We start from the raw sequence: 19,486 nt of genomic DNA, 5'->3' as shown, positions 1-19,486 counted from the left end.
ATACCGCGAAACGGTATAACGGTTTTACGCCGCCTCCGCGTGGCACTTTTCCAACCGCCGTAGCATGTTCTGCAGCGAATCATGCCGCTGTCCCGGCAGCGTCGGCGCGAACAAATCGCCCCAGCGGTCCAGCCGCCGGCGCATGGTGCGGATGTTGAACCGTACCGGATCGAGCGACGCCCGCACCTCACTCCACTGCAGCGGACACGACACCGGCGCGCCCGGCCGCGGACGCGGCGAGTACGGCGGCGGAATCGTCTTGCCGTTGGCGTTCTGCCGGAAATCCAGATACACGCGGTCGGCCGGCCGCGCCGCAATCCGCCAGACTTCGGTCATCAGCTCCGGCGCCCGCAGGCTCGCCAGCCGCAGCAGCAGCGCCGCCAGCCGTTGCGTCTGCTCAAAGGTATGCCCCGGCCCAATCGGAATCCAGATGTGCATGCCGGTGGCCCCGGAGGTTTTCGGGTAGCCCGCAATCTCGCACTGATCGAGCACCTCGCGAATAATCTGCGCCACTTTCACCACCCGGTCAAACCCGGCTTTCGGCCCCGGATCCAGATCCAGCAGCACAAAATCTGGCGCCAGCGGCGTCGTGCGGGGGTCGCTCCGCGCAGCGGAGTGGGGTCCCGCGCCAGTCAACGTTACGCGGCTCAGCCCCACGTTGTGGTCAATGCAGCCCAGGTTGACCAGATACAGCAACGTCGCGGTGTCATTGCACAGCACATAGTGCACCACCCCGCGCTCATTCCCGCTCGGCATTGCAACCGTGCGTACCCACGCCGGCACTTTGCCGGCTGCGTCTTTCTGAAAAAACGCCGGCGCCTCAATGCCATTCGGAAAGCGCTTCATCGTGTAGGGCCGGTCGCGCAGATAGGGCAGCAAAAATGGCGCTACGTCAAAACTGTATTCCAGAAGATCGCGCTTGCTGGTGCCGTCCGGGAAATACGCCTTGTCCAGGTGCGTCAAGTTCAACGGCTGGTCGTCCACCACCACCAGCGCCTGTTGCGCGTGTTCCGGCAAACGTAGCGCGCCGTTGCGCTGGGGCGCGCGCGCCGCTGCCCGGCTAGGCACGCGGCACCTCCCGCAGACACTCCTCCGGCGCTTTATCGGCGCGTACTCCCAGAAACACCGGCGCCCGCAAATGTCCTGCCGGCGTCCATTCGGCGAACTTGACCTCCGCCACCACCTCCGGCATCACCGCATGAAACCGCCGCGGCGCCGCCTCCAATCCCGCAACCTCGGCGTTTTCCGCCGGCCGCAAGCGCTGCAACAGTTCCGCGCGTGTCGCCGTGTCAAAGCCCGTTCCCACCTTGCCGATATATTCAAATCGGCGCGCTGCGGCGTCGTATACCGCCAGCAGCAGCGCCCCAAAACTGCTGCGCGATCCCTGCGGATCGGTATAACCCACAATCACCACATCCTGCCGGAGCTGCAGCTTGAATTTCAGCCACAGCTTCGAGCGCCCGGCTTCGTAAGGCGAATCCGCCCGCTTCGCCACAATGCCCTCCAGCCCCCGCTGCCGTGCCAGCTCGAACAGTCCCGTGCCGTTGCCCACCACGTGATCCGAATATCGCCACGGCCCCGACCACGCCACCGCTGCCAGTTCCTCTTTGCGCTCCACCAGCGGCCGCGCCGTCAAATCCTTGCTCCCCAGCCGCAGCAGATCGAAGCCGTAATACACCACCGGAACCTGCTCCGCCATGCGCGCGATCTCCGCCTTACCGGTCAGGTTCATCCGCCGCTGCAGCCGGTGAAAGCTCGGCTTGCCGTCGGCATCGAGCGCCACGATTTCGCCATCCAGCACCGCGTCCAGCGGCTCCGGAAAGCTGTTCAGCTCCGGATACTGCCGCGTCAAATCATGATTCGAGCGTGAGATCAGCCGCACCCGTCCGTTCTGGCAGTGCGCAAACGCTCGTATCCCGTCCCACTTCAATTCAAACAGCCATTGCGGGTCGCGAAATGGCTTCGTCGCCAGCGTCGCCAGCATCGGCCGCAGCGGCGGATCGTTATGCTGCGCCGCCACCAGGTGCAAGCTCGCTCGCGCCGGCGCCGGCCGTCCGCGCCGCCGCAGCACCGATCCCGGATGATCCTCCGCTCGATCCCCAAACTGTGCCGCATCGTCCCGCTTTTTCGTCAGCAGCCAGGCATTTTCGACCGGCTTGGCGCTGCTCTCCGCCCGCGCGCTCGGCCGCGGCGGCATATAGGTCAGCGCGAACTCGCCCTTGAGCTTCTTGCCCTGCAGCCGGAACTTAATGTGCCCCCGCTCCCACTGCCGCAATGCTGGCGTATCGCCCAGAATTTCGTAATCCCCCAAATCCCAAACAATCACCTCGCCCGCCCCGTAATTGCCCTCCGGAATCGTCCCCTCAAACGTCAGATATTCGAGCGGATGATCCTCTGTCGCCATCGCCAACCGCCGCACGTCCGGATCGAGGCTTGGCCCTTTGGGCACCGCCCACGATTTCAAAACGTCGTCTATTTCCAGCCGTAAATCGTAGTGCAAACGCGATGCATGGTGCTCCTGCACGCAAAAGCGCCAGCCGGCGTGCGCCGGCGGGGGCACCACCTCCAACTTTGGGCCTGGCTCCGGAGTGGACGCGAAGTCGCGCTTGTGTCGATACGTCCGCAACTGGCTCCCGAGGGCCATTAACCCTAAGGATGCATCCAAAACAGGTATGGCGAGCGTCTGGTCGGGCTTTCTTACGTTCGGGCTGGTGACGCTGCCGGTACGTCTGTTCTCCGGCGCGCGCGGCGAGCGGATCAGCTTCCACATGCTCCATGACAAAGATCATGCCCGCCTCAAGCAGCAGATGCTCTGCTCCCTCGACGGCGAAGTGGTCGAACGCAAAGACACCGTGCGCGGCTACGAGTACGCCAAGGGTGAATATGTTGTCATCCCGGAAGAAGAGATCAAGGCCGCCGCCCCGCCCACCGAACGCCAGTTGGAAATCCTCGAGTTCTGCCGCGCGGACGAGATCGATCCCGTCTGGTTTGAATCGTCCTACTACCTCATGCCCGAAGCCGCCGGCCAGCGCCCCTATGCCCTGCTGCTACAGGCCATGCGAGACGCCGATCGCTGGGCCGTCGCACAGTTGAGCATGCACAACCGCGAGTATCTCAGCCTGGTCCGCCCCTCCGCGCTCGCCGGCGTGCCCGACGGCCATCCTGGCCGCAACCGCTGGGGATTGCTCCTGCACACCCTGTTTTACCTCGACGAAATTCGCGTCGCCGACGGCTTTGGCTCCATCGCCGCCGACCCCAAGCCTGCCGAATTGAAGCTCGCCGCGCAGCTCATCGAGGGTCTGACCCAGCCCTTCGATCCCACTCGCTTCGAGGATCACTATCGCAAAAACCTCGAGCAACTGGTGGCCGCCGCCCTCGAAGGCCAGCCCGCACCCAAGCACGCCCCCGCCCGCCGCCTCCAGCCCGTCGCCGACCTCATGCAGTCCCTCAAAGCCAGCCTCGAACAGCAATCCAAGACTCCGGCCGCCAAAAAGCCTCCCGCCCGCGCCAAACCGCGCAAGCCCCGCGCCGCCTGAAGTTTCCCTGTAACCGTCGGAGCGGCAATGGGGGAGCCGACCAACGGAAGGCGTGGGGCGCAGCCCCAGTAAAGGCGGCGTGAGCCGCATATACTGGTCTGTGACCCCGAAAACATTACGCGAGGGCCGGGCTGGGGATCCTGGGGCCCCCAGCCCGGCCGAGCGTCAAGCTGGTGGCGTGGCACAGCCACGCCAGGCCCCGCGCCAGTCAATGGACCCGCGCTTCCGCGAAAACCTGATTGCGCTGATTACCCGCACCTCGACCGACCTGCCGCCCGACGTCCGCGCCGCCATGCAGCGCGCCACCGGCCGCGAAGTGGCCGAGCACCCGCAGGGAAATCAGGCGACGCAGGCCCTGAACATCATCGGCACCAACATCCAGATGGCCGCGGGCGACGAAGGCCCGGTCTGTCAGGACACCGGCATGCCGACGTTCTTCATCCACACTCCCGTCGGCTTCAATCAAATCCTGCTCCGCCGCGAAATTCTCGCCGCGCTCGAAGAAGCCACCCGGCGCGGCAAACTCCGCCCCAACAGCGTCGATTCGCTCACCGGCACAAACAGCGGCAACAACCTCGGCCCCGGCACGCCCGTCATTCACTTCGAGCAGTGGGAAAACGACAGTGACGTCGAAATCAAGCTGCTGCTCAAAGGCGGCGGCTGCGAAAACAAAAACATCCAGTACTCCCTTCCCTGCACGCTGGACCACTTAGGCCGCGCCGGCCGCGACATGGATGGCATCCGCAAATGCATTCTGCACGCCGTCTGGCAGGCGCAAGGCCAGGGCTGTGCGCCCGGCGCGCTGGGCGTGGCCATTGGCGGCGACCGCACCTCCGGCTACGATGCCGCCAAGCAGCAGCTTCTGCGCCCGCTCGATGACACCAACTCCGATTCGCGCCTCGCCGAACTCGAAACCTACGTCCTCGACCGCGCCAATACGCTGGGCATCGGAACCATGGGCTTTGGCGGCGGCGTGTCGCTGATCGGCTGCAAGGCGACCGCGCTGAATCGCCTTCCCGCCAGCTTTTTCGTCTCCGTCGCCTACGACTGCTGGGCCTATCGCCGCCGCGGCCTGGTGCTCGACGCTGCCTCGGGCGCCGTGCGCCACTGGCTCTACGGCGATCCGCCCCTCGCCGGTCAGGAACCCAAAGCGCCAGAGTCGGTCGAGGTCCCCGCAGGCATCCATCTGCGCGCGCCCGTTGCCGAAGCCGACATCCGCAAGCTCAAGGTCGGCGACATGGTGCTGATTTCCGGCGTCATGGTCACTGGCCGCGACGCCGTCCACGGCTACCTCATGCACAACGACCCTCCCGTCGATCTGCGCGACGCCGTGCTCTATCACTGCGGTCCGGTCGTCCGCAAAGACGCTGCCGGCGCCTGGACCATCACCGCCGCCGGTCCCACCACCAGCATCCGCGAAGAACCCTACGAGGCCGACCTGCTCCGCCGCTTCGGCATGCGCGTCATCATTGGCAAGGGCGGCATGGGACCCAAAACCCTCGCGGCTCTCCAGGAATGTGGCGCCGTCTACCTCAACGCCGTCGGCGGAGCGGCGCAATATTATGGCCGCGCCATCAAGAAAGTCCGCGCCGTCCATCTGCTGGAATTCGGCACGCCCGAGGCCATGTGGGAGCTCGAGGTCGAGAACTTCCCCGCCGTCGTCACCATGGACAGTCATGGCCACAGCCTCCACGATCACGTCCGTGAGGACTCCGGCCAGGCCCTTCATGCGCTGGAACCCGAAACCATCGCTACACACAAATAGGTCCTGATCCGCTAGAATGTCTCCTTATGCCTTTTAAGGTTGCGGTGCTGCGGGAGACCCGCGCAGGGGAAGCGCGCACGGCCATGGTGCCGGCAGTCGCAACGCAATTGGAAAAACTCGGCGCCGAAATCACCTGCCAAGCCGGTCCCGCCGCGGTTGCCGCCGCCGATCTTGTCCTTGGCGTCCAGCCCCCCAGCGAAGCTGTTATCGCCGCCATGCGGCCCGAGGCCATCCTCATCTCCTTCCTTTACGCCCAGCAAAACCTCGACCTCGTCGCCACGCTCCGCGACCGCAGGATCACCGCCTTCGCCATGGAGCTGGTCCCGCGCATCTCGCGCGCCCAGCCCCTCGATGCCCTTTCCAGTCAGGCCGCCCTCGCCGGCTACTATGCCGTCCTGCTGGGCGCGATCCATCTGCCGCGTGTGCTGCCGCGCATGACCACCGCCGCCGGTGTCATCCGCCCCGCCACCGCGCTGGTCATGGGCCTCGGCGTCGCCGGCCTGCAGGCCATTGCCACCCTCCGCCGTCTCGGCGCGGTGATTGAGGCCTACGACGTGCGCCCCGAAACCAAGGAAGAAGCCGAATCCCTCGGCGCCAAGTTCGTCTCCACCGGCGTCGATGCGCGCGGCGAAGGCGGCTACGCCCGCGAGCTCACGCCCGAAGAGCGCGACAGAATCGCCGCCGTTGTCACCACCCATATTCAGAAAGCCGACCTTATCGTTACTGCCGCCGCCGTGCCCGGCCGCCGCGCTCCCCGCCTCATTACCGCCGAGCAGGTCGCCGGCATGAAGCCCGGCGCCGTCATCGTCGATCTGGGCGCCGAAGGTGGCGGCAACTGCGCCCTCAGCCAGCCCGGCGAAATTGTGCACGCCTCCGGCCGTGGCGGCGAAGTCACCATTCTCGCGCCCCTGAACATCACCTCGCACCTGGCCGAAAACGCCAGCGAGCTCTACGCCAAAAACGTCTTCAACCTGCTCAAGCTCATGATCCACGAGGGCTCCCTCGCCCTCGACTGGAGCGATGAAGTCGTCGCCCAAACCGCCCTCACCCACGCCGGCGAAATCAAGAACCCCGCCGTCCGCGCCGCCCTCGAAGCCGCGCCCGACGCGGCAGCCTGGACACGCCCTGAGCGGCAGCGGGCGTGCGGTGCCGAGGAGCGAATTCCGGCACAGCGAGCGGAAGCGAGCGTCCCGAATAGGGGTGGCGAGCCACCCCGCCAGGGAACCTAAGCTATGGAAACCACGCTGGTCGGCTTTGTCGCCCTCTATATCGTCATGCTGGCGGCCTTCACCGGCATTGAGATCATCGGCCGCGTGCCCGCTATTCTGCACACTCCGCTGATGTCGGGCTCCAACTTCGTCCACGGCATCGTCGTGGTCGGCGCCATGTACGCCCTGTTCAACGCCGTAACGCCCGCGCAGCAGATCATCGGCTTTGTGGGCGTGCTCCTCGGCGCCGGCAATTGCGCCGGCGGCTACGTCTCGACGGAAAGGATGCTGGAGATGTTCAAATCCAGCAAGAGCTAGCCCCCAGGAAGAAACGGATGCACCCCACCCCCCGCCTCATCATCGACGCCGCCGATTTCATCGCCGCGCTGCTCTTCATCCTCGGCCTCAAGCGCATGTCCTCACCCGTGACCGCGCGCAACGGCATCGTCGTCGCTGGCTGGGGCGTCCTCATCGCCACCCTCGCCAGCTTCCTCTATTGGTTTGGCGTCACCCCTGCGGCGCAGCCGCACCTCGGCCTCAACCTGGCGCTGATCATCATTGCCCTGGCATTGGGCTTCCTCTGGGCCTGGATCACCGGCAAGCGCGTCCCCATGACGCAAATGCCGCAGATGGTGGCGCTCTACAACGGCATGGGCGGCGGCGCCGCCGCCTGCATTGCCGCCGTCGAGTTGAGCGGCCACGAAGCGCTGACCACCGGCAAGTTGATTCCCGCCCTCATCGGCGCGCTCATCGGCTGCGTCTCGCTCTCCGGCTCCCTCATCGCCTGGGCCAAGCTTGACGGCAAAATGAACAAGACCTTGCACTGGACGGGCCAGCAAGCCACCAACTTCACCGCCCTCGGCATCGCCGTCGCCCTCGGCCTCTATGTCATCCTCGCCGCCAACGGCCAGGCCAATACCGCCGTCGTCGTTCTCTATTTTGTTGTCGCCTTGGCCTTCGGCGTGCTCGCCACCATCCCCATCGGCGGCGCCGACATGCCGGTGTTGATTTCGCTCTACAACGCCATGACCGGCATTGCCGTAGCCATCGAAGGCTACGTCCTGCAGAACCCTGTGCTCATCATCGCTGGCGTGGTGGTTGGCGCCGCCGGCACGCTGCTCACGCTGGCCATGGCCAAGGGCATGAACCGCTCCATCTCGAACGTCCTCTTCAGCCGCTTCGGCGCCACCGCCGCCGCCACCGGCTCAGGCGAAATCAAAGGCACCATGAAGCCGGTCGAACCCAGCGATGCCGCCATCGCCATGCGCTACGCCGGCAAGGTACTCATCATCCCCGGCTACGGCCTCGCGGTTGCGCAAGCGCAGTACAAGCTCTGGGAATTCGTCAAACTGCTGCAGACCGCCGGCGTCGAAGTCGCCTTCGCGGTCCATCCCGTCGCCGGCCGCATGCCCGGTCACATGGATGTCCTCCTCGCCGAAGCCGGCGTTCCCTACGACCTCATGAAGGAACTCGACGAGGTCAACGACGAGTTCGCCTCGACCGACGTCGCCCTCGTCATCGGCGCCAACGACGTCGTCAACCCCGCCGCTCGCACCGACAAATCCTCGCCCATCTACGGCATGCCCATCCTCAACGCCGACCACGCCCATCAGGTCTACGTCATCAAGCGCGGCCAGGGCAAAGGCTACTCCGGCGTCGAAAACGAACTCTTCTACGCCGATAACACCAACATGGTCTACGGCGACGCCCAGGCCGTCCTGGTCAAATTCATCGCCGCCCTCAAAGAACTCGGCGCCGCCGCCTGACGGCGCCACGCGTTCACTCCCGGCCAGGAGCCGACGCACGGGCCAGCCGCCGACTCAGGCCGGCAAGAAAACTGTCGAGTTCGCAGCGCAGTGCATTGTAGCGAGAGTAGGCATCGCCGCCCTGTTGCTGCAATTCCCGATACAGCGCCAGTTCGGGATCGGGCCAGTCCTGGCTTGGCCCGCTCAGCAGTCCGGCGCGTCGTAGGCGGCCTTCCGCCATGGCCACCAACAGACCGGCGGCCGTGCGCCGTCCCGCCTCGTAATCCGCCAGGCCCGCCGTCACCAGCTCCGCACCAGGCAGGCCATCGACAAGCTCCCGGTTATCCATCACAGAACCCCTCAAGTTTCGGCCTATCAGTCGCTGCCCGAGCGCCCTCGCCGCGCGCCCGCGATGTAGAATGGCGGTAAGCCATGTCTGCCCCACCCAACGGCGAACGCCGGCCAACCACCGAGTACGGTTACACTGTCGTATTCGAACCCTTGCCCGAGGGCGGCTACGGCGTACTCGTCCCCGCAATACCGGAAATCACAACCTTCGGCGCGACGCTCGACGCAGCTCGTGCCATGGCCAAGGATGCGATCCGTTGCTTCCTCGAGAGCGCCCTCGAGACGGGCGAGCCCATTCCGCGCGATATCGGCGCGCTCACCACCGAACGCATCGCGGTCATCGTGTGAACGCGCACGCTAGATGCCTCGGCTTCCGGTCCTGAGCGCCAAAGAAGTTGTCGCAGCACTTTTGCGTGCCGGATTTTACATTCATCATCAAACCGGTAGCCACGCCCGTCTTCTGCACCGCGACCGCCCAGAACTCCGCGTAACCATCCCCATGCACGCCGGCGATGTGCCACCCAGCCTGCTCAAATCCCGCATCCTGAAGCAGGCCGGCCTCACGGAAGACGAGTTCCGCCGCCTGCTTTAGTGCTGCGCAATCCGCTCGCGGCAGAACGCCAGCGGCTCCTCCGCTTCCGGCAGTCCCGCCGCCGCAGCGCGCTCCAGCCACGGCAGCGCCTCGGCCGGGTTCTCAAACCCCTGCAGCAGCAGCAATCCCTTATTCAGCATCAGCAGGTGGTTGCCAGGGTCAGCCTCCAGCGCCCGGTTCAGGCTGTCGAGCGCCTCGGGGAACTGTTCGGCGCGCAGCAGCAATCCCGCACGATTCGACCACGCAGCTGTCAGCAGCGCCGGATTGCCGGCAGCGCAGGCAATCAGCCGGTCGTACGCCGCCAGCGCCGGTTCAAACCGTTCCAGGTCCTCCAGCACCAGCGCCTTGCCCAGCCAGGCCGGCGCGTATGCTGCATCCAGCGCCAGCGCCCGCTCAACCGCCGCCAGCGCGCTGCTGTTGCGCTCCTCGGCGTGCAGGCGGCGCGCTTCCGCTACCCATTCCGCCGCCGTCGTCGGCTCAGCGACTGGCGGCAATCCGGGCACGGGCACCCTCCAGAATGTGCGGCAGCCGGCTGCCCGGCATGGAAATCGTCTGGTCGCGCTCCGGGCCTGTCGACACCATCGCGATATCGAGGCCGGTCTTCTTTCCCAGAAATGCCAGATACGCGCGCGCCGCCGCGGGCAGTTGCTCCGGCCGCGTCATGCCCTCGGTGCTAGTCTGCCAGCCCGGCAGCTCCTCATACTGCGGCTCCAGCTTGTTCCAGGCGAGCGCCGCCGCGGGCGGCGAAACCGTCGCCTTGCCCTGCATGCGATAGCCGGTGCACACCGGAATGCGCTCAAGCTGATCGAGCACGTCCAATTTGGTAATGATCAGCGTTTCGAAGCCATTAACCATGGCGGCGTAGCGCATCAGTGGCACGTCAAACCAGCCCACCCGCCGCGGCCGTCCGGTCACGCTGCCAAATTCATTGCCGCGCTGCCGCAGCCCGTCGGCGCACTCGCCCTCGGCCTCGGTCGGAAACGGCCCTCCGCCCACGCGCGTGCAGTACGCCTTGCTGACGCCCACCACCGCGCCGATGCGCGTCGGTGCCAGCCCCGTTCCCGTGCACGCCCCGCCCGCGGTGGTGCTGCTCGAGGTGACGAATGGGTACGTGCCGTGATCAATATCCAGCAGCGCGCCCTGCGCCCCTTCCAGCAGAATCGACTCGCCCCGCTCTGCCGCCTGATTCAGCGTCCACGCCGTGTCGGCCACATAAGGCCGGATCTGCTCGCTCAGCGCCACATAGGTCTCATAAATCTGGCCCGCATCGAGCGGTTCCGAGCCGTACAGCGCCCTGGCGATGGCGTTCTTTTCCGCCAGCGCGTTTGTAATGTGGCTGCGCAGCAACTCGCGGTCGTACAGGTCCTGCAGCCGCAGCCCCCGCCGCCCCATCTTGTCTTCATACGCCGGCCCGATGCCGCGCGAGGTTGTGCCGATCTTCACCCGCCCCGGCGCGTTCTCCGCCGCCAGCTCGATCATGCGGTGATACGGCAGAATAATGTGCGCCCGCCGCGAAACCTGCAGCCGTCCCTTCACTTCGACGCCTGCGGCTTCCAGCGCCGCAATCTCGTCCACCAGCGCCTGCGGATCGACCACCACCCCGTTGCCGATCACCGCCTTCGCGCCGCTCAGAATGCCGCAGGGGATCAACTGCAGCACGAACTTGCGCTCGCCAATGACCACCGTATGCCCGGCGTTGTGGCCGCCCTGGCTGCGCGCCACCCAGCCGAAGTGGCACGACAGCAGGTCCACAATTTTGCCTTTGCCTTCGTCGCCCCATTGGGCGCCGACGACCACCACTGCGCAGGTTTCCATTTGTCTTAGTGAACCGGCGCGGGCTGCAAGTGCCGGTCGAGCGTGCGCCGCAGTACGTCTTTGCTGACGTAGCCCACAATCTGTTCCTCGACCTTGCCGTTGCGGAACAGCAGCAGCGTCGGAATCCCCTGCACCTGATAGGCGCCCGCGGTGCGGACGTTCTGATCCACGTCCAGCTTGCCCACCTTGAGCTTGCCGGCCAGCTCCCCGGCGACCGCCTCCACGTGCGGCGCCAACTGGCGGCACGGCCCGCACCACGTTGCCCAGAAATCCACCAGCACCGGCATGTCGGATTTCAGCACTTCCGTCTCAAAGTTGGCATCGGTAAACGTGGCGACATTCGCGGCCATGGCAATCTCCTCCAAGTAGTATTGTACCGGAAACCTATGAAGGCTCCCCGAGGCCAGAACTTCCTCTATCAGCCGCAATGGCTGCGCCGTGTGGCCGCCGCCATCGGCCCCAGCGACGCGCTGCTCGAAATTGGCGGCGGACCCGGTGGCCTCTCAGTCGAGCTGGCCAAGACAGCCCGCCGCCTCTGGGTCGTCGAAGTCGATCCCTCGCTCGCCGCCGCTCTGCGTCAGCGCCTCCCGCAAACGCACGTCCAGGTCATCGAGGCCGACATCCTGCAACTCGATCTGGCCCAATTCGACCCAGAGCCGCTGCGCGTCGCCGGCAACCTGCCCTACTACATCACCAGCCCCATTCTGCTGCACCTGTTCCGCTATGCCGAACGCATCACCGACGCCGCCGTAATGGTCCAGCGCGAAGTCGCCGAGCGCCTCACCGCCCAGCCCGGCAGCAAAGCCTTCGGCCTGCTCTCCGCCACCACCCAGTTCTACGCCCGCGCCGAACGCCTCTTCGACATCCCTCCCGGCGCCTTCCGCCCCGCACCCAAAGTGCATTCCTCCCTCGTCCGCCTGACCATGGCGCCGCAGGCCGCCGCCCTCGGCGTCGAGCCCGAACCCTTCCTCGCCTTCCTCCGCCGCGGCTTCGCCCACAAGCGCAAACAGCTCGCCACCTACCTCACCGACCCCACCCGCGCCGGTCTCCCCCCGCGCGCCCGTGCCGAAGATCTCACCCTCGTCCAATGGGCACAACTTTACCTGGGCAACCTCAAAGATCCTCTGGCCTGAGGCCTGTAGCCTTTGCGATTCTCACCAGCATGCGCGGCCCAATTTCTTCCTGCTCGTGAAACGCGAACACAAAATCAGGCTTGCCGGTGCGCTTTAAGGCGAGCCTGAACAGCAGCAGCATCACACGTGACATGCAGCTTGACGCCTTCGCGGAAAAGTCCGCCCGGCGCGTTTCCGTCGCTTCCCACCGCGACCGCCTGCTGCCCGAGTTGATGGCTGTCCATGGAGCCTGGAACAACGACATTCAGCGCATGATTCAGGCAGGTATCGCAATCCAGCTCGCCTTGCAATATATCACCCGCGAGACCTGTGATTTCCGCCGCCGTCGTGCCCGGCGTGCCGTTGCCGCCGAGTGAGCCTTCGACGACCTTGCCAATGTTGGTGCTCGCCGGCTTGCCCTGGGCGTCGGCCGTCAGCTTCCGGAGTCACCACGGATCCGACGGGCGGTGGGCAGATTGCGTTTTACGCCTCGCTGCCCAAGGCGCCTGATCTCACTGGCATGAGCCTGGGCGGCCAGCACCTGTCGATTTACTACTGAGCCAAGGCTTCTGAGTCAGTGTAGTGTTACAATGTGGCCGTCCGGGTCCCCGCGGTCGTTACCGGTCACGTTGTATGGCAGCTGCTTCCCCATCTTCACCCATCGTCAGTTTCGGACTGTACGAGCTGGATCCGGCGCGCTGGGAGCTGCGGCGCGAAGGGATGCTGATCAAACTGCAGCAGCAGCCCTGCCAACTGCTCTACCTTTTGTCCTCGTACCCGCAGGAAGTGATCGGGCGCGAGGAAATCCGCCGTAACATCTGGCCGGACGAAGTATCGGGTGAGTTTGGAGCGCGTATCAATTACTGTATCGCGCAAATCCGCGACGCGCTGGGCGACAGCGCCGAAAATCCGCGCTTCATCAAGACGGTACGCGGCAAGGGCTACTGCTTTGTCGCGCCCCGCCTTGATGCCTCCGCTGTGGTGGCGCCGGTGCACAGGCAAAAATGGGCGTTGCCGCTCGTGCTGGTGGGAGTAGCCATGCTTCTGACGAGTGTTGTTCTATTCCGGCGGGGGCGGCAACCCAGCACGCTACCCTCGATCGGAGTCGGCGCGGCAATCACGCTGCTCGTCACACGGGGCGAGATACTGGGACTGATCTACGCTCACGGGTACCTCTACTACACGGCGGCAGGTCTGGCGGGGCGCGAGACACTGTTCCGTGTGGCCGAAGGTGGCGGGTCGCCTCAACCGCTTCTGTCGGGACTGAATGAGCCGGAGGCGCTGGCGGTATCGCCCGACGGGAGCACGCTGGCGATCGGCCAGACCCAGTATACCGGTGTCCCCTCGCCGGACTGGCTGCTGCCCGCCAGCGGTGGAAAGCTGAAACCGTTCGGCGAGGTGTGCGGCGGCGCGGTAGCATGGAGCCCGGACGGACACTCTGTTGCGTTCCTCAAACAAAACATGCTCATGCTGGCGGACGGACAGGGAAAGCACGCCCACGCGCTGGCGAAGTTCCCACGAGTCGACGCGGAAGCCCTCGCATGGTCACCGCATGGACGCACCCTTGCGGTCGCTACGCAGAATCTTGTCGCCGCCAGTGTCGATATTTGGCTGGAGACAACCGCCGGTGGCCCGCCGCGCCACCTTGTAACGTTGCAAGATCAGTCATCGCCCTGGGGCCTGACCTGGCTGCCGGGCGGACATCGTTTGCTGCTCGGAACCGGTAACCGGAGTACCTCGATGAAGTCGGTGACGGCAGTGACGCTCCCTCCGCAAGGGGGCAAACCAGCCGCACCGCAAGTGCTGTGGACAGGCAGCAACTATGGAGAATCAAGCGGCCCTGCGCTGGACGACCAGGGGCGGCTTTTAATCGGGGACGCGGAAGCGTCCGCAACATCACTGCTGCGCTGGCAGCCGGCACACCACCGATTCACCCGCTCGTTGCCGGGCGTGCGTGAACTCGATTACAGCCCGGACCACACGCAGATCGCTTATGTGCGGGCCGCCGACGGATCGCTCTGGATCGCGCGCGCGGACGGGAGCCAGGCGCGCGCGATCGCGGGCCCACCGGAGCAGACGATGCTGCCGCGCTGGTCGCCGGACGGTACGCGCCTGGCTTTTTCCGCGCTGCCGCCGAAGGGCAACTGGCGGTTGTACGTGGCCGCAACCCGCGGCCAGGCAAAGCCAGAGCCGCTACCCAGTCCCAACCCCTGGAACGGCCAGGGGGCACCGACATGGCTGCCGAACAACCGCAGCCTGATTTACGCCAACGTGGCGTGCACGCAGGCCACAACCTGCGGCGTACACCGCCTTGATCTCACCAGCCAGCGAGACACCATGCTGCCAGGATCCGCAGGGATGCGCACCGCGCGCGTGTCGCCCGACGGACGCTGGATCGCCGCGCTGCAGGGGTTTGGTTCCGCGGTCATGCTCTACGATCTCGACCACCCAGGGCGTGGCTGGCAGACGTTCTGGCCGCACCCGGTGGGCGACTTCCTGGCGTGGGCGGCCGACAGCCGGAGCCTGTTTTTCGTCACACTCGGAGCGCAAGCAGTCGCCGTCGAGCGGATCGCGGTCAACGGCGGCAGCCCCCACGTGGTGGCGAGCGAGGCCGACCCAGCACCCGGCTTCGTACAGCCCTTCGATTGGTTCGGTCTGGCGCCCGGCAACCTGCCCCTGCTCAGCCAGGCGCGCCTGGAACTGCAGATCGAAGCCATCCCGCTGCGACCGCACTGAGTGCGGCACGGGACCTCGCCGGCACGACCTCATATAGTAACGCAAATCGCTGATTCTGCAGCTCTTCGCGCCTTATACACAGATAAGCAATTCCTTAGTTGACGGCCCTCCTCGCGCTGCCCAAAGTGGTGGGGCCGCCAGCGGCGCGGGCGGGCGCATGTCGCCGAAGCGGAGATAGTTCACTCGCATGAACGAAAATTGGGGACAGGTCGGTTTAGCGGTTGCCTTTGTACTGTCACTTTTGGCGGCGACAGTGATGGCACAGACGCCGAAGCGCAATCCGTATCCAGGCGGAGATCGCCCTTCCGAGCGGGCACAATGGTTCATGCGGACGCGGCGCTCACGCGACGCTATTTCGCCGGCGGCGCACCGTTACGAAGCCGTAGCGGAAGCCCGGCGCCTGCCAGTGCTGCGACCCCGGCTGCGCAGTCCTGTGGCAGGGGCGACCATGGGGGCCTATGGCCTGCCAGGACTGGGCAGTGACTGGACGGAATTGGGCCCGCGCCCGGAGACAGATCCATTTTGGGGCAACGTCGCCGGGCGGCTGACGGCCATCGCCGTTGATCTGGGCAAGGATTCATCCGGCAATACGGTCTACCTCGGCGGGGCCGACGGAGGCTTATGGTTGTCGACCAACGCGCTCGGTGCCAACCCTACATTCACGCCGATCGGTGACAGCCTGCCCAGCCTATCGATCGGCAGCATCGCCCTCGACGATTCAACCACCCCAACAACGATCTATGTGGGCACGGGCGAGGCCAACTATAGCGGAGACAGCTACTACGGTGACGGGGTTTTTAAGTCCACCGATGGCGGCCAGACGTGGATGACGGGCTCGGGCGTGGACTTTCTGGGGAGTGCCGTATCGAGCCTGCTGGTCGATCCCACCAATCCGCAGGTCCTGATTGCGGGCATCGGTTATAGTGGCGCAGCCACCAGGGATGCCACTGCTTCCAGCCCAATTCTTGGTATCGTGCGATCGGACGATGGCGGCGCGACCTGGTTACAGGTGTACAGCGCCTTCTGGGTATCCGATGTGATCTACGACCCAGCCGATCAGGACTACTATGCCGCAACGCTCGATGGACAATTCGAGCGTTCGACCGACCGGGGCCAGACGTGGGCGGATTTGCCGGATCCGTACGCACCGGACACCTACGCAGGCCGCACCTCGCTGGCGGTTCGCGGCACGACGCTGTTCGCACTGGTTGCCGATTCCGATGGCAAGCCGCTGAGTGCGAGTGATTGCGCCGGCTGCACCGGACTCATGGAGTCCGGCGACGAGGGCCAGACCTGGACCTCGCTCAATCTCCCGGACGGGTTGTTCTACAACGGCGCAGGGCACCAGGGTTGGTATGACCAGTACATTGCGGCGCCGGCCGGCACCACGGAGCTCATCGTGGGTGGCATCGACGTGTGGGTGGGTACCGCCTCTTCGGGGAACACCCTCACCTGGACCAACCTCACCAACTCCTACACAACCGGTTCTGTGCATCCGGACCAGCACGCCGTCTGGTGCCTGTCGCCACAGTCCTGGATCATCGCCAATGACGGCGGCGCATGGAGCACGACCGATGCTGGCACCGATTGGGCGAACCTCAACGCCACACTGGGAACGATTCAGTTCGAGAGCATCAGCACGGTTCCAGGCGCGCCGGGTTCCGTCTTTGGCGGCTCGCAGGACAACGGCACGGCGCTGGCGACCGCAAGCAGCGGCACGACGTGGAGCGAGGTCTGGGGTGGTGACGGCGGCTACACGGCGGCGAACCCAGCCGATCCCAGCCAGCTTTTCACCGAAAACTACGACGTGTCTCTGCAGCGTTCCGACGACGGCGGCGCCAATTGGCAGCCGGTTGTGACCGATACCACCATCACCGAAGGCACTCAGTTTTATGTCCCCTACGTTCTGAACCCAGCAGATTCAAGCAACATTTACCTGCTCACCAGCGACACCGTCTGGAGAGGACCGGCTGTACCTCCATCGACCGGCGCGGGTTGGGCGGCTATCAGCGCTGACCTGGTTGCCTCGCCTGTTTATCTGAATGCGCTGGCAGCAGCCCCCAACGCCGCCGGCGTGGTCTATGTGGGGGCCTCCGACGGCTCGCTGACCGTCAGCAGCGATGCCGATGCCACTTCCACCCAGCCCGTGTGGACGCAGATGCAGCCAGGCGATAACGGGCTGGGGCCGGTTTCGGCCGTTGCCGTCAGCCCGCGGAGCGCCCAAACGGTTTACTGGGGCCTGGGATATCTGGGAGCGAGCGCCTACCTGTTCAAAAGCGCCGATGGGGGGAAAACGGCGGTCAACATTGCTGGTGATCTGCCCGGGGTTCCAATCAACGCCATCCTGATCGACCCGTACGCACCGGAGAACATATACGTTGCCACCGACGTGGGCGTTTTTCTGGCGACGGATGGCGGAACAGCCAACGAACAATGGCTGAGCGTCGGTGACAATCTCCCTGCTGCTGCTGTGCTCAGCCTCGCGTTCGCGGTCGACGCAAACGCTAATCCCATTTTGCTGGCGGGTACGCATGGCCGCGGAGCCTGGAGCATTCCCGCCGCCACGCTAGACACGGCGGAAGCCGTCGTCTCGACCTCTGGGCTAGTTTTCAAGCCGCAGGCGATTGCCGCATCCGGCACAGCACAGTCGGTAACGTTGAGAAATGTCGGTGGCGCTGCACTCACCCTCGCCGGCATCACTACCTCCGGGGACTTCTCTCAAACCAACAACTGCGGCACCAGTCTTGCCGTCGGCGCTACTTGCTCCATTTCCGTCACCTTTACGCCTACCGCAATGGGCCTTCGCAAAGGCGCGCTCACAGTGGCCGACACCGCGGCGATCCCGGCCCAGACCGTGGCGCTATCGGGCATGGGCTTGTCGATTAATCCTGTGGCGACACTCTCAACCACCTCGCTCACCTTCGCCAGCGAGTATATTGGCTCCTCTGGCCCAACGCAAACGGTTACGCTCACCAACAGCGGTGCCCACGCTCTTGCCATCACAAACGTCACCACTTCCGGCGACTTCTCCCAGACCAACACCTGCGGTAGCAGCGTGGCTGGTGGGGCCACCTGTGCCATCACGGTCAGCTTTATGCCGACAGCTTCGGGCAGCCGGACCGGCACGCTCACCTTCACTGACAATGCCGCCGATTCGCCACAGTCGGTATCGCTCTCGGGTACGGGAACGCTTGCTTCTGCAGCCACGCTTTCGCCGGCTTCCCTGAGCTTCGCCGCTCAGGTGGTCGGACAAGCAAGCATGGCACAGACCGTTACGCTGACCAACTCCGGTGACCTGACACTCACTATTGCCAGCATTGCCGCCTCGGGCGACTTCGCCGAGACCAACACCTGCGGCAGCAGCGTGGTGGCCTCAGCTAACTGCACAGTATCGATCACCTTCGAACCCACGGCCACAGGGAATAGAACCGGCACGCTCACCTTTACCGACAATGCTCCCAATTCGCCGCAGGTGGTCTCTCTTTTGGGCAAGGGCTTGTCGCTAAATCCCGTAGCTACGCTCTCGGCCACTTCGCTCACTTTTGCGAGCCAAGCGGTCGGCACGGACAGCACCATGCGGGAGGTAACCCTCACCAACTCGGGCCAGAACGATCTTGTCATTACAAGCGTTACAACTTCGGGCGACTTCTCCGAGGCGAACGCCTGCGGCAGTAGCGTGGCAGGCGGCGCTAACTGCGTGATCTTCATTACCTTCAAACCCACGGCCACAGGTAATCGAACCGGCGCGCTCGCCATCACCGACAATTCTGCCGGCTCGCCACAGTCGGTTGCCCTCTCCGGCACCGGCACGCCTGCCCCTCCCGCAGCCTCGTTATCGCCCGTGTCGCTGAACTTCTCTAGTCAAGAGATCGAACAGGTCAGCGCGGCTCAGGCCATTACGCTGACCAACTCCGGCGGTTCGGCGCTCATCATCACCGGTATTGCCACAGCGGGCGACTTCGCCGAAACCAACACCTGCGGCAGCAGCGTAGCGGCCGCAGCCAACTGCACAATCTCCGTCACCTTCAAACCCACGGCAGGGGGCAACCGCTTCGGCACGCTCACCTTCACCGACAATGCCTCCGATTCACCGCAAGCAGTCCCTCTCTTTGGCCCGGGCCTGCAGGTAAATCCGGTAGCTACGTTCTCGCCCACATCGCTCACCTTCGCGAGCCAAGTTGTCGGCTCGGTCAGCCCCGCGCATGTGATCGTCCTCAGCAACGGCGGTGCGAGCGCTCTGGCCATTACCAGCATTTCCGCTTCGGGCGACTTCTTCGAGACCAACTACTGCGGCAGCAGCGTCGTAGGTGGGGGCGCTTGCATAATCTCGGTCACCTTCAAGCCCACGACGACAGGCAATCGAGCTGGCTCGCTTACCGTCGCCGATAATGCTGCTGATTCACCACAATCGATTTCCCTCGCCGGCACGGGCAAATCTGCCACCCCGGCGGTCACGCTGTCGCCAGCATCGCTGACCTTCGCCAGGCAAACGGTCGGACAGGCCGGCATAGCGCAGACTGTTACGCTGACCAACTCTGGCGGCTCGGCACTCGCCATCACCAGCATCACCGCCTCGGGCGACTTCACCCAGACCAACACCTGCGGCAGCAGCGTCGCCGCTGGGGCCAA

The 19,486-nt window shown here is 65.0% G+C and carries 17 protein-coding genes; 11 read left to right on the top strand and 6 right to left on the bottom strand.

The window, feature by feature from the left end; genetic code table 11:
* Positions 1 to 24 precede the first annotated feature (24 nt).
* Positions 25 to 1,068: a DNA polymerase domain-containing protein gene (locus EPN33_02895; protein ID TAN23780.1), complete on the bottom strand. Its 1,044-nt coding sequence runs from the start codon at positions 1,066 to 1,068 to the stop codon at positions 25 to 27.
* The gene (locus EPN33_02890; GenBank protein ID TAN23779.1) at positions 1,061 to 2,770 is read right to left on the bottom strand and encodes a hypothetical protein; all 1,710 of its coding nucleotides are present in this window, start codon (positions 2,768 to 2,770) and stop codon (positions 1,061 to 1,063) included. Before EPN33_02890 ends, EPN33_02895 begins: the two co-directional genes overlap by 8 nt.
* On the opposite strand from EPN33_02890, the gene EPN33_02885 reads away from it, so the two are divergent.
* The 5 genes from EPN33_02885 to EPN33_02865 all read left to right on the top strand — a co-directional run bounded on the left by EPN33_02885 (position 2,673) and on the right by EPN33_02865 (position 8,275).
* Positions 2,673 to 3,536: a Ku protein gene (locus tag EPN33_02885; protein TAN23778.1), complete on the top strand. Its 864-nt coding sequence runs from the start codon at positions 2,673 to 2,675 to the stop codon at positions 3,534 to 3,536. The two genes, EPN33_02890 and EPN33_02885, sit on opposite strands and share 98 nt — an antisense overlap.
* A gap of 211 nt (positions 3,537 to 3,747) precedes the next feature.
* Positions 3,748 to 5,301, top strand: a complete 1,554-nt coding sequence (locus EPN33_02880) for a fumarate hydratase (protein TAN24085.1) — start codon at positions 3,748 to 3,750, stop codon at positions 5,299 to 5,301.
* Between the two features lie 26 nt (positions 5,302 to 5,327).
* The gene (locus tag EPN33_02875; GenBank protein TAN23777.1) at positions 5,328 to 6,530 is read left to right on the top strand and encodes an NAD(P) transhydrogenase subunit alpha; all 1,203 of its coding nucleotides are present in this window, start codon (positions 5,328 to 5,330) and stop codon (positions 6,528 to 6,530) included.
* Positions 6,531 to 6,533: 3 nt separating this feature from the next.
* A complete protein-coding gene (locus EPN33_02870) occupies positions 6,534 to 6,827 on the top strand; it encodes an NAD(P) transhydrogenase subunit alpha (protein ID TAN23776.1) in 294 nt (97 codons plus the stop codon).
* A gap of 17 nt (positions 6,828 to 6,844) precedes the next feature.
* Entirely contained in the window at positions 6,845 to 8,275 is a 1,431-nt protein-coding gene (locus tag EPN33_02865; protein ID TAN23775.1) for an NAD(P)(+) transhydrogenase (Re/Si-specific) subunit beta, read from the top strand.
* A gap of 13 nt (positions 8,276 to 8,288) precedes the next feature.
* On the opposite strand, the gene EPN33_02860 is transcribed toward EPN33_02865, so the two are convergent.
* Positions 8,289 to 8,603, bottom strand: coding sequence for a hypothetical protein (locus EPN33_02860; protein ID TAN24084.1), 315 nt, complete (start codon positions 8,601 to 8,603; stop codon positions 8,289 to 8,291).
* 83 nt (positions 8,604 to 8,686) lie between these two features.
* On the opposite strand from EPN33_02860, the gene EPN33_02855 reads away from it, so the two are divergent.
* Positions 8,687 to 8,950 (top strand): type II toxin-antitoxin system HicB family antitoxin, encoded by a 264-nt coding sequence (locus tag EPN33_02855; protein ID TAN23774.1) that lies wholly within the window; start codon positions 8,687 to 8,689, stop codon positions 8,948 to 8,950.
* Between the two features lie 13 nt (positions 8,951 to 8,963).
* Positions 8,964 to 9,194: an addiction module toxin, HicA family gene (locus EPN33_02850; protein TAN23773.1), complete on the top strand. Its 231-nt coding sequence runs from the start codon at positions 8,964 to 8,966 to the stop codon at positions 9,192 to 9,194.
* Here EPN33_02850 and EPN33_02845 read toward each other — a convergent pair.
* From EPN33_02845 to trxA, 3 genes are read right to left on the bottom strand one after another with little or no spacing between them, the layout of a single operon-like run.
* A complete protein-coding gene (locus EPN33_02845; protein ID TAN23772.1) occupies positions 9,191 to 9,697 on the bottom strand; it encodes a tetratricopeptide repeat protein in 507 nt (168 codons plus the stop codon). The two genes, EPN33_02850 and EPN33_02845, sit on opposite strands and share 4 nt — an antisense overlap.
* Positions 9,672 to 11,009, bottom strand: coding sequence for an adenylosuccinate synthase (locus tag EPN33_02840; GenBank protein TAN23771.1), 1,338 nt, complete (start codon positions 11,007 to 11,009; stop codon positions 9,672 to 9,674). Before EPN33_02840 ends, EPN33_02845 begins: the two co-directional genes overlap by 26 nt.
* A 5-nt stretch (positions 11,010 to 11,014) precedes the next feature.
* Complete coding sequence (gene trxA / locus EPN33_02835) at positions 11,015 to 11,365, bottom strand: thioredoxin (protein TAN24083.1); 351 nt, start codon at positions 11,363 to 11,365, stop codon at positions 11,015 to 11,017.
* A gap of 30 nt (positions 11,366 to 11,395) precedes the next feature.
* Between trxA and rsmA the strand changes: the two genes are divergently transcribed.
* The 4 genes from rsmA to EPN33_02815 all read left to right on the top strand — a co-directional run.
* A complete protein-coding gene (gene rsmA, locus EPN33_02830; GenBank protein ID TAN23770.1) occupies positions 11,396 to 12,142 on the top strand; it encodes a ribosomal RNA small subunit methyltransferase A in 747 nt (248 codons plus the stop codon).
* 131 nt (positions 12,143 to 12,273) lie between these two features.
* Positions 12,274 to 12,498, top strand: a complete 225-nt coding sequence (locus EPN33_02825; protein TAN23769.1) for a hypothetical protein — start codon at positions 12,274 to 12,276, stop codon at positions 12,496 to 12,498.
* 256 nt (positions 12,499 to 12,754) lie between these two features.
* Positions 12,755 to 14,857: a hypothetical protein gene (locus EPN33_02820; protein TAN23768.1), complete on the top strand. Its 2,103-nt coding sequence runs from the start codon at positions 12,755 to 12,757 to the stop codon at positions 14,855 to 14,857.
* A gap of 187 nt (positions 14,858 to 15,044) precedes the next feature.
* Positions 15,045 to 19,486, top strand: a 4,442-nt coding sequence (locus EPN33_02815; GenBank protein TAN23767.1) for a choice-of-anchor D domain-containing protein, incomplete at its 3' end; no start/stop codon positions are given.

The sequence above is a fragment of the Acidobacteriota bacterium genome (genome assembly GCA_004299485.1).
Taxonomy (GTDB): domain Bacteria; phylum Acidobacteriota; class Terriglobia; order Terriglobales; family SCQP01; genus SCQP01.
The sequence above is the reverse complement of the archived record's forward strand: the minus strand, read 5'-3'. Positions and strand labels throughout refer to the sequence as shown.

What these genes read in the sequence shown, in the direction of transcription:
- EPN33_02885 (TAN23778.1), top strand. Translation starts at nt 2,673, where the DNA reads ATGGCGAGCGTCTGGTCGGGCTTTCTTACGTTCGGGCTGGTGACGCTG.
- EPN33_02890 (TAN23779.1), bottom strand. Translation starts at nt 2,770, where the DNA reads ATGTGGAAGCTGATCCGCTCGCCGCGCGCGCCGGAGAACAGACGTACC.
- EPN33_02880 (TAN24085.1), top strand. Translation starts at nt 3,748, where the DNA reads ATGGACCCGCGCTTCCGCGAAAACCTGATTGCGCTGATTACCCGCACC.
- EPN33_02875 (TAN23777.1), top strand. Translation starts at nt 5,328, where the DNA reads ATGCCTTTTAAGGTTGCGGTGCTGCGGGAGACCCGCGCAGGGGAAGCG.
- EPN33_02870 (TAN23776.1), top strand. Translation starts at nt 6,534, where the DNA reads ATGGAAACCACGCTGGTCGGCTTTGTCGCCCTCTATATCGTCATGCTG.
- EPN33_02865 (TAN23775.1), top strand. Translation starts at nt 6,845, where the DNA reads ATGCACCCCACCCCCCGCCTCATCATCGACGCCGCCGATTTCATCGCC.
- EPN33_02860 (TAN24084.1), bottom strand. Translation starts at nt 8,603, where the DNA reads ATGGATAACCGGGAGCTTGTCGATGGCCTGCCTGGTGCGGAGCTGGTG.
- EPN33_02855 (TAN23774.1), top strand. Translation starts at nt 8,687, where the DNA reads ATGTCTGCCCCACCCAACGGCGAACGCCGGCCAACCACCGAGTACGGT.
- EPN33_02850 (TAN23773.1), top strand. Translation starts at nt 8,964, where the DNA reads ATGCCTCGGCTTCCGGTCCTGAGCGCCAAAGAAGTTGTCGCAGCACTT.
- EPN33_02840 (TAN23771.1), bottom strand. Translation starts at nt 11,009, where the DNA reads ATGGAAACCTGCGCAGTGGTGGTCGTCGGCGCCCAATGGGGCGACGAA.
- rsmA (TAN23770.1), top strand. Translation starts at nt 11,396, where the DNA reads ATGAAGGCTCCCCGAGGCCAGAACTTCCTCTATCAGCCGCAATGGCTG.
- EPN33_02825 (TAN23769.1), top strand. Translation starts at nt 12,274, where the DNA reads ATGCAGCTTGACGCCTTCGCGGAAAAGTCCGCCCGGCGCGTTTCCGTC.
- EPN33_02820 (TAN23768.1), top strand. Translation starts at nt 12,755, where the DNA reads ATGGCAGCTGCTTCCCCATCTTCACCCATCGTCAGTTTCGGACTGTAC.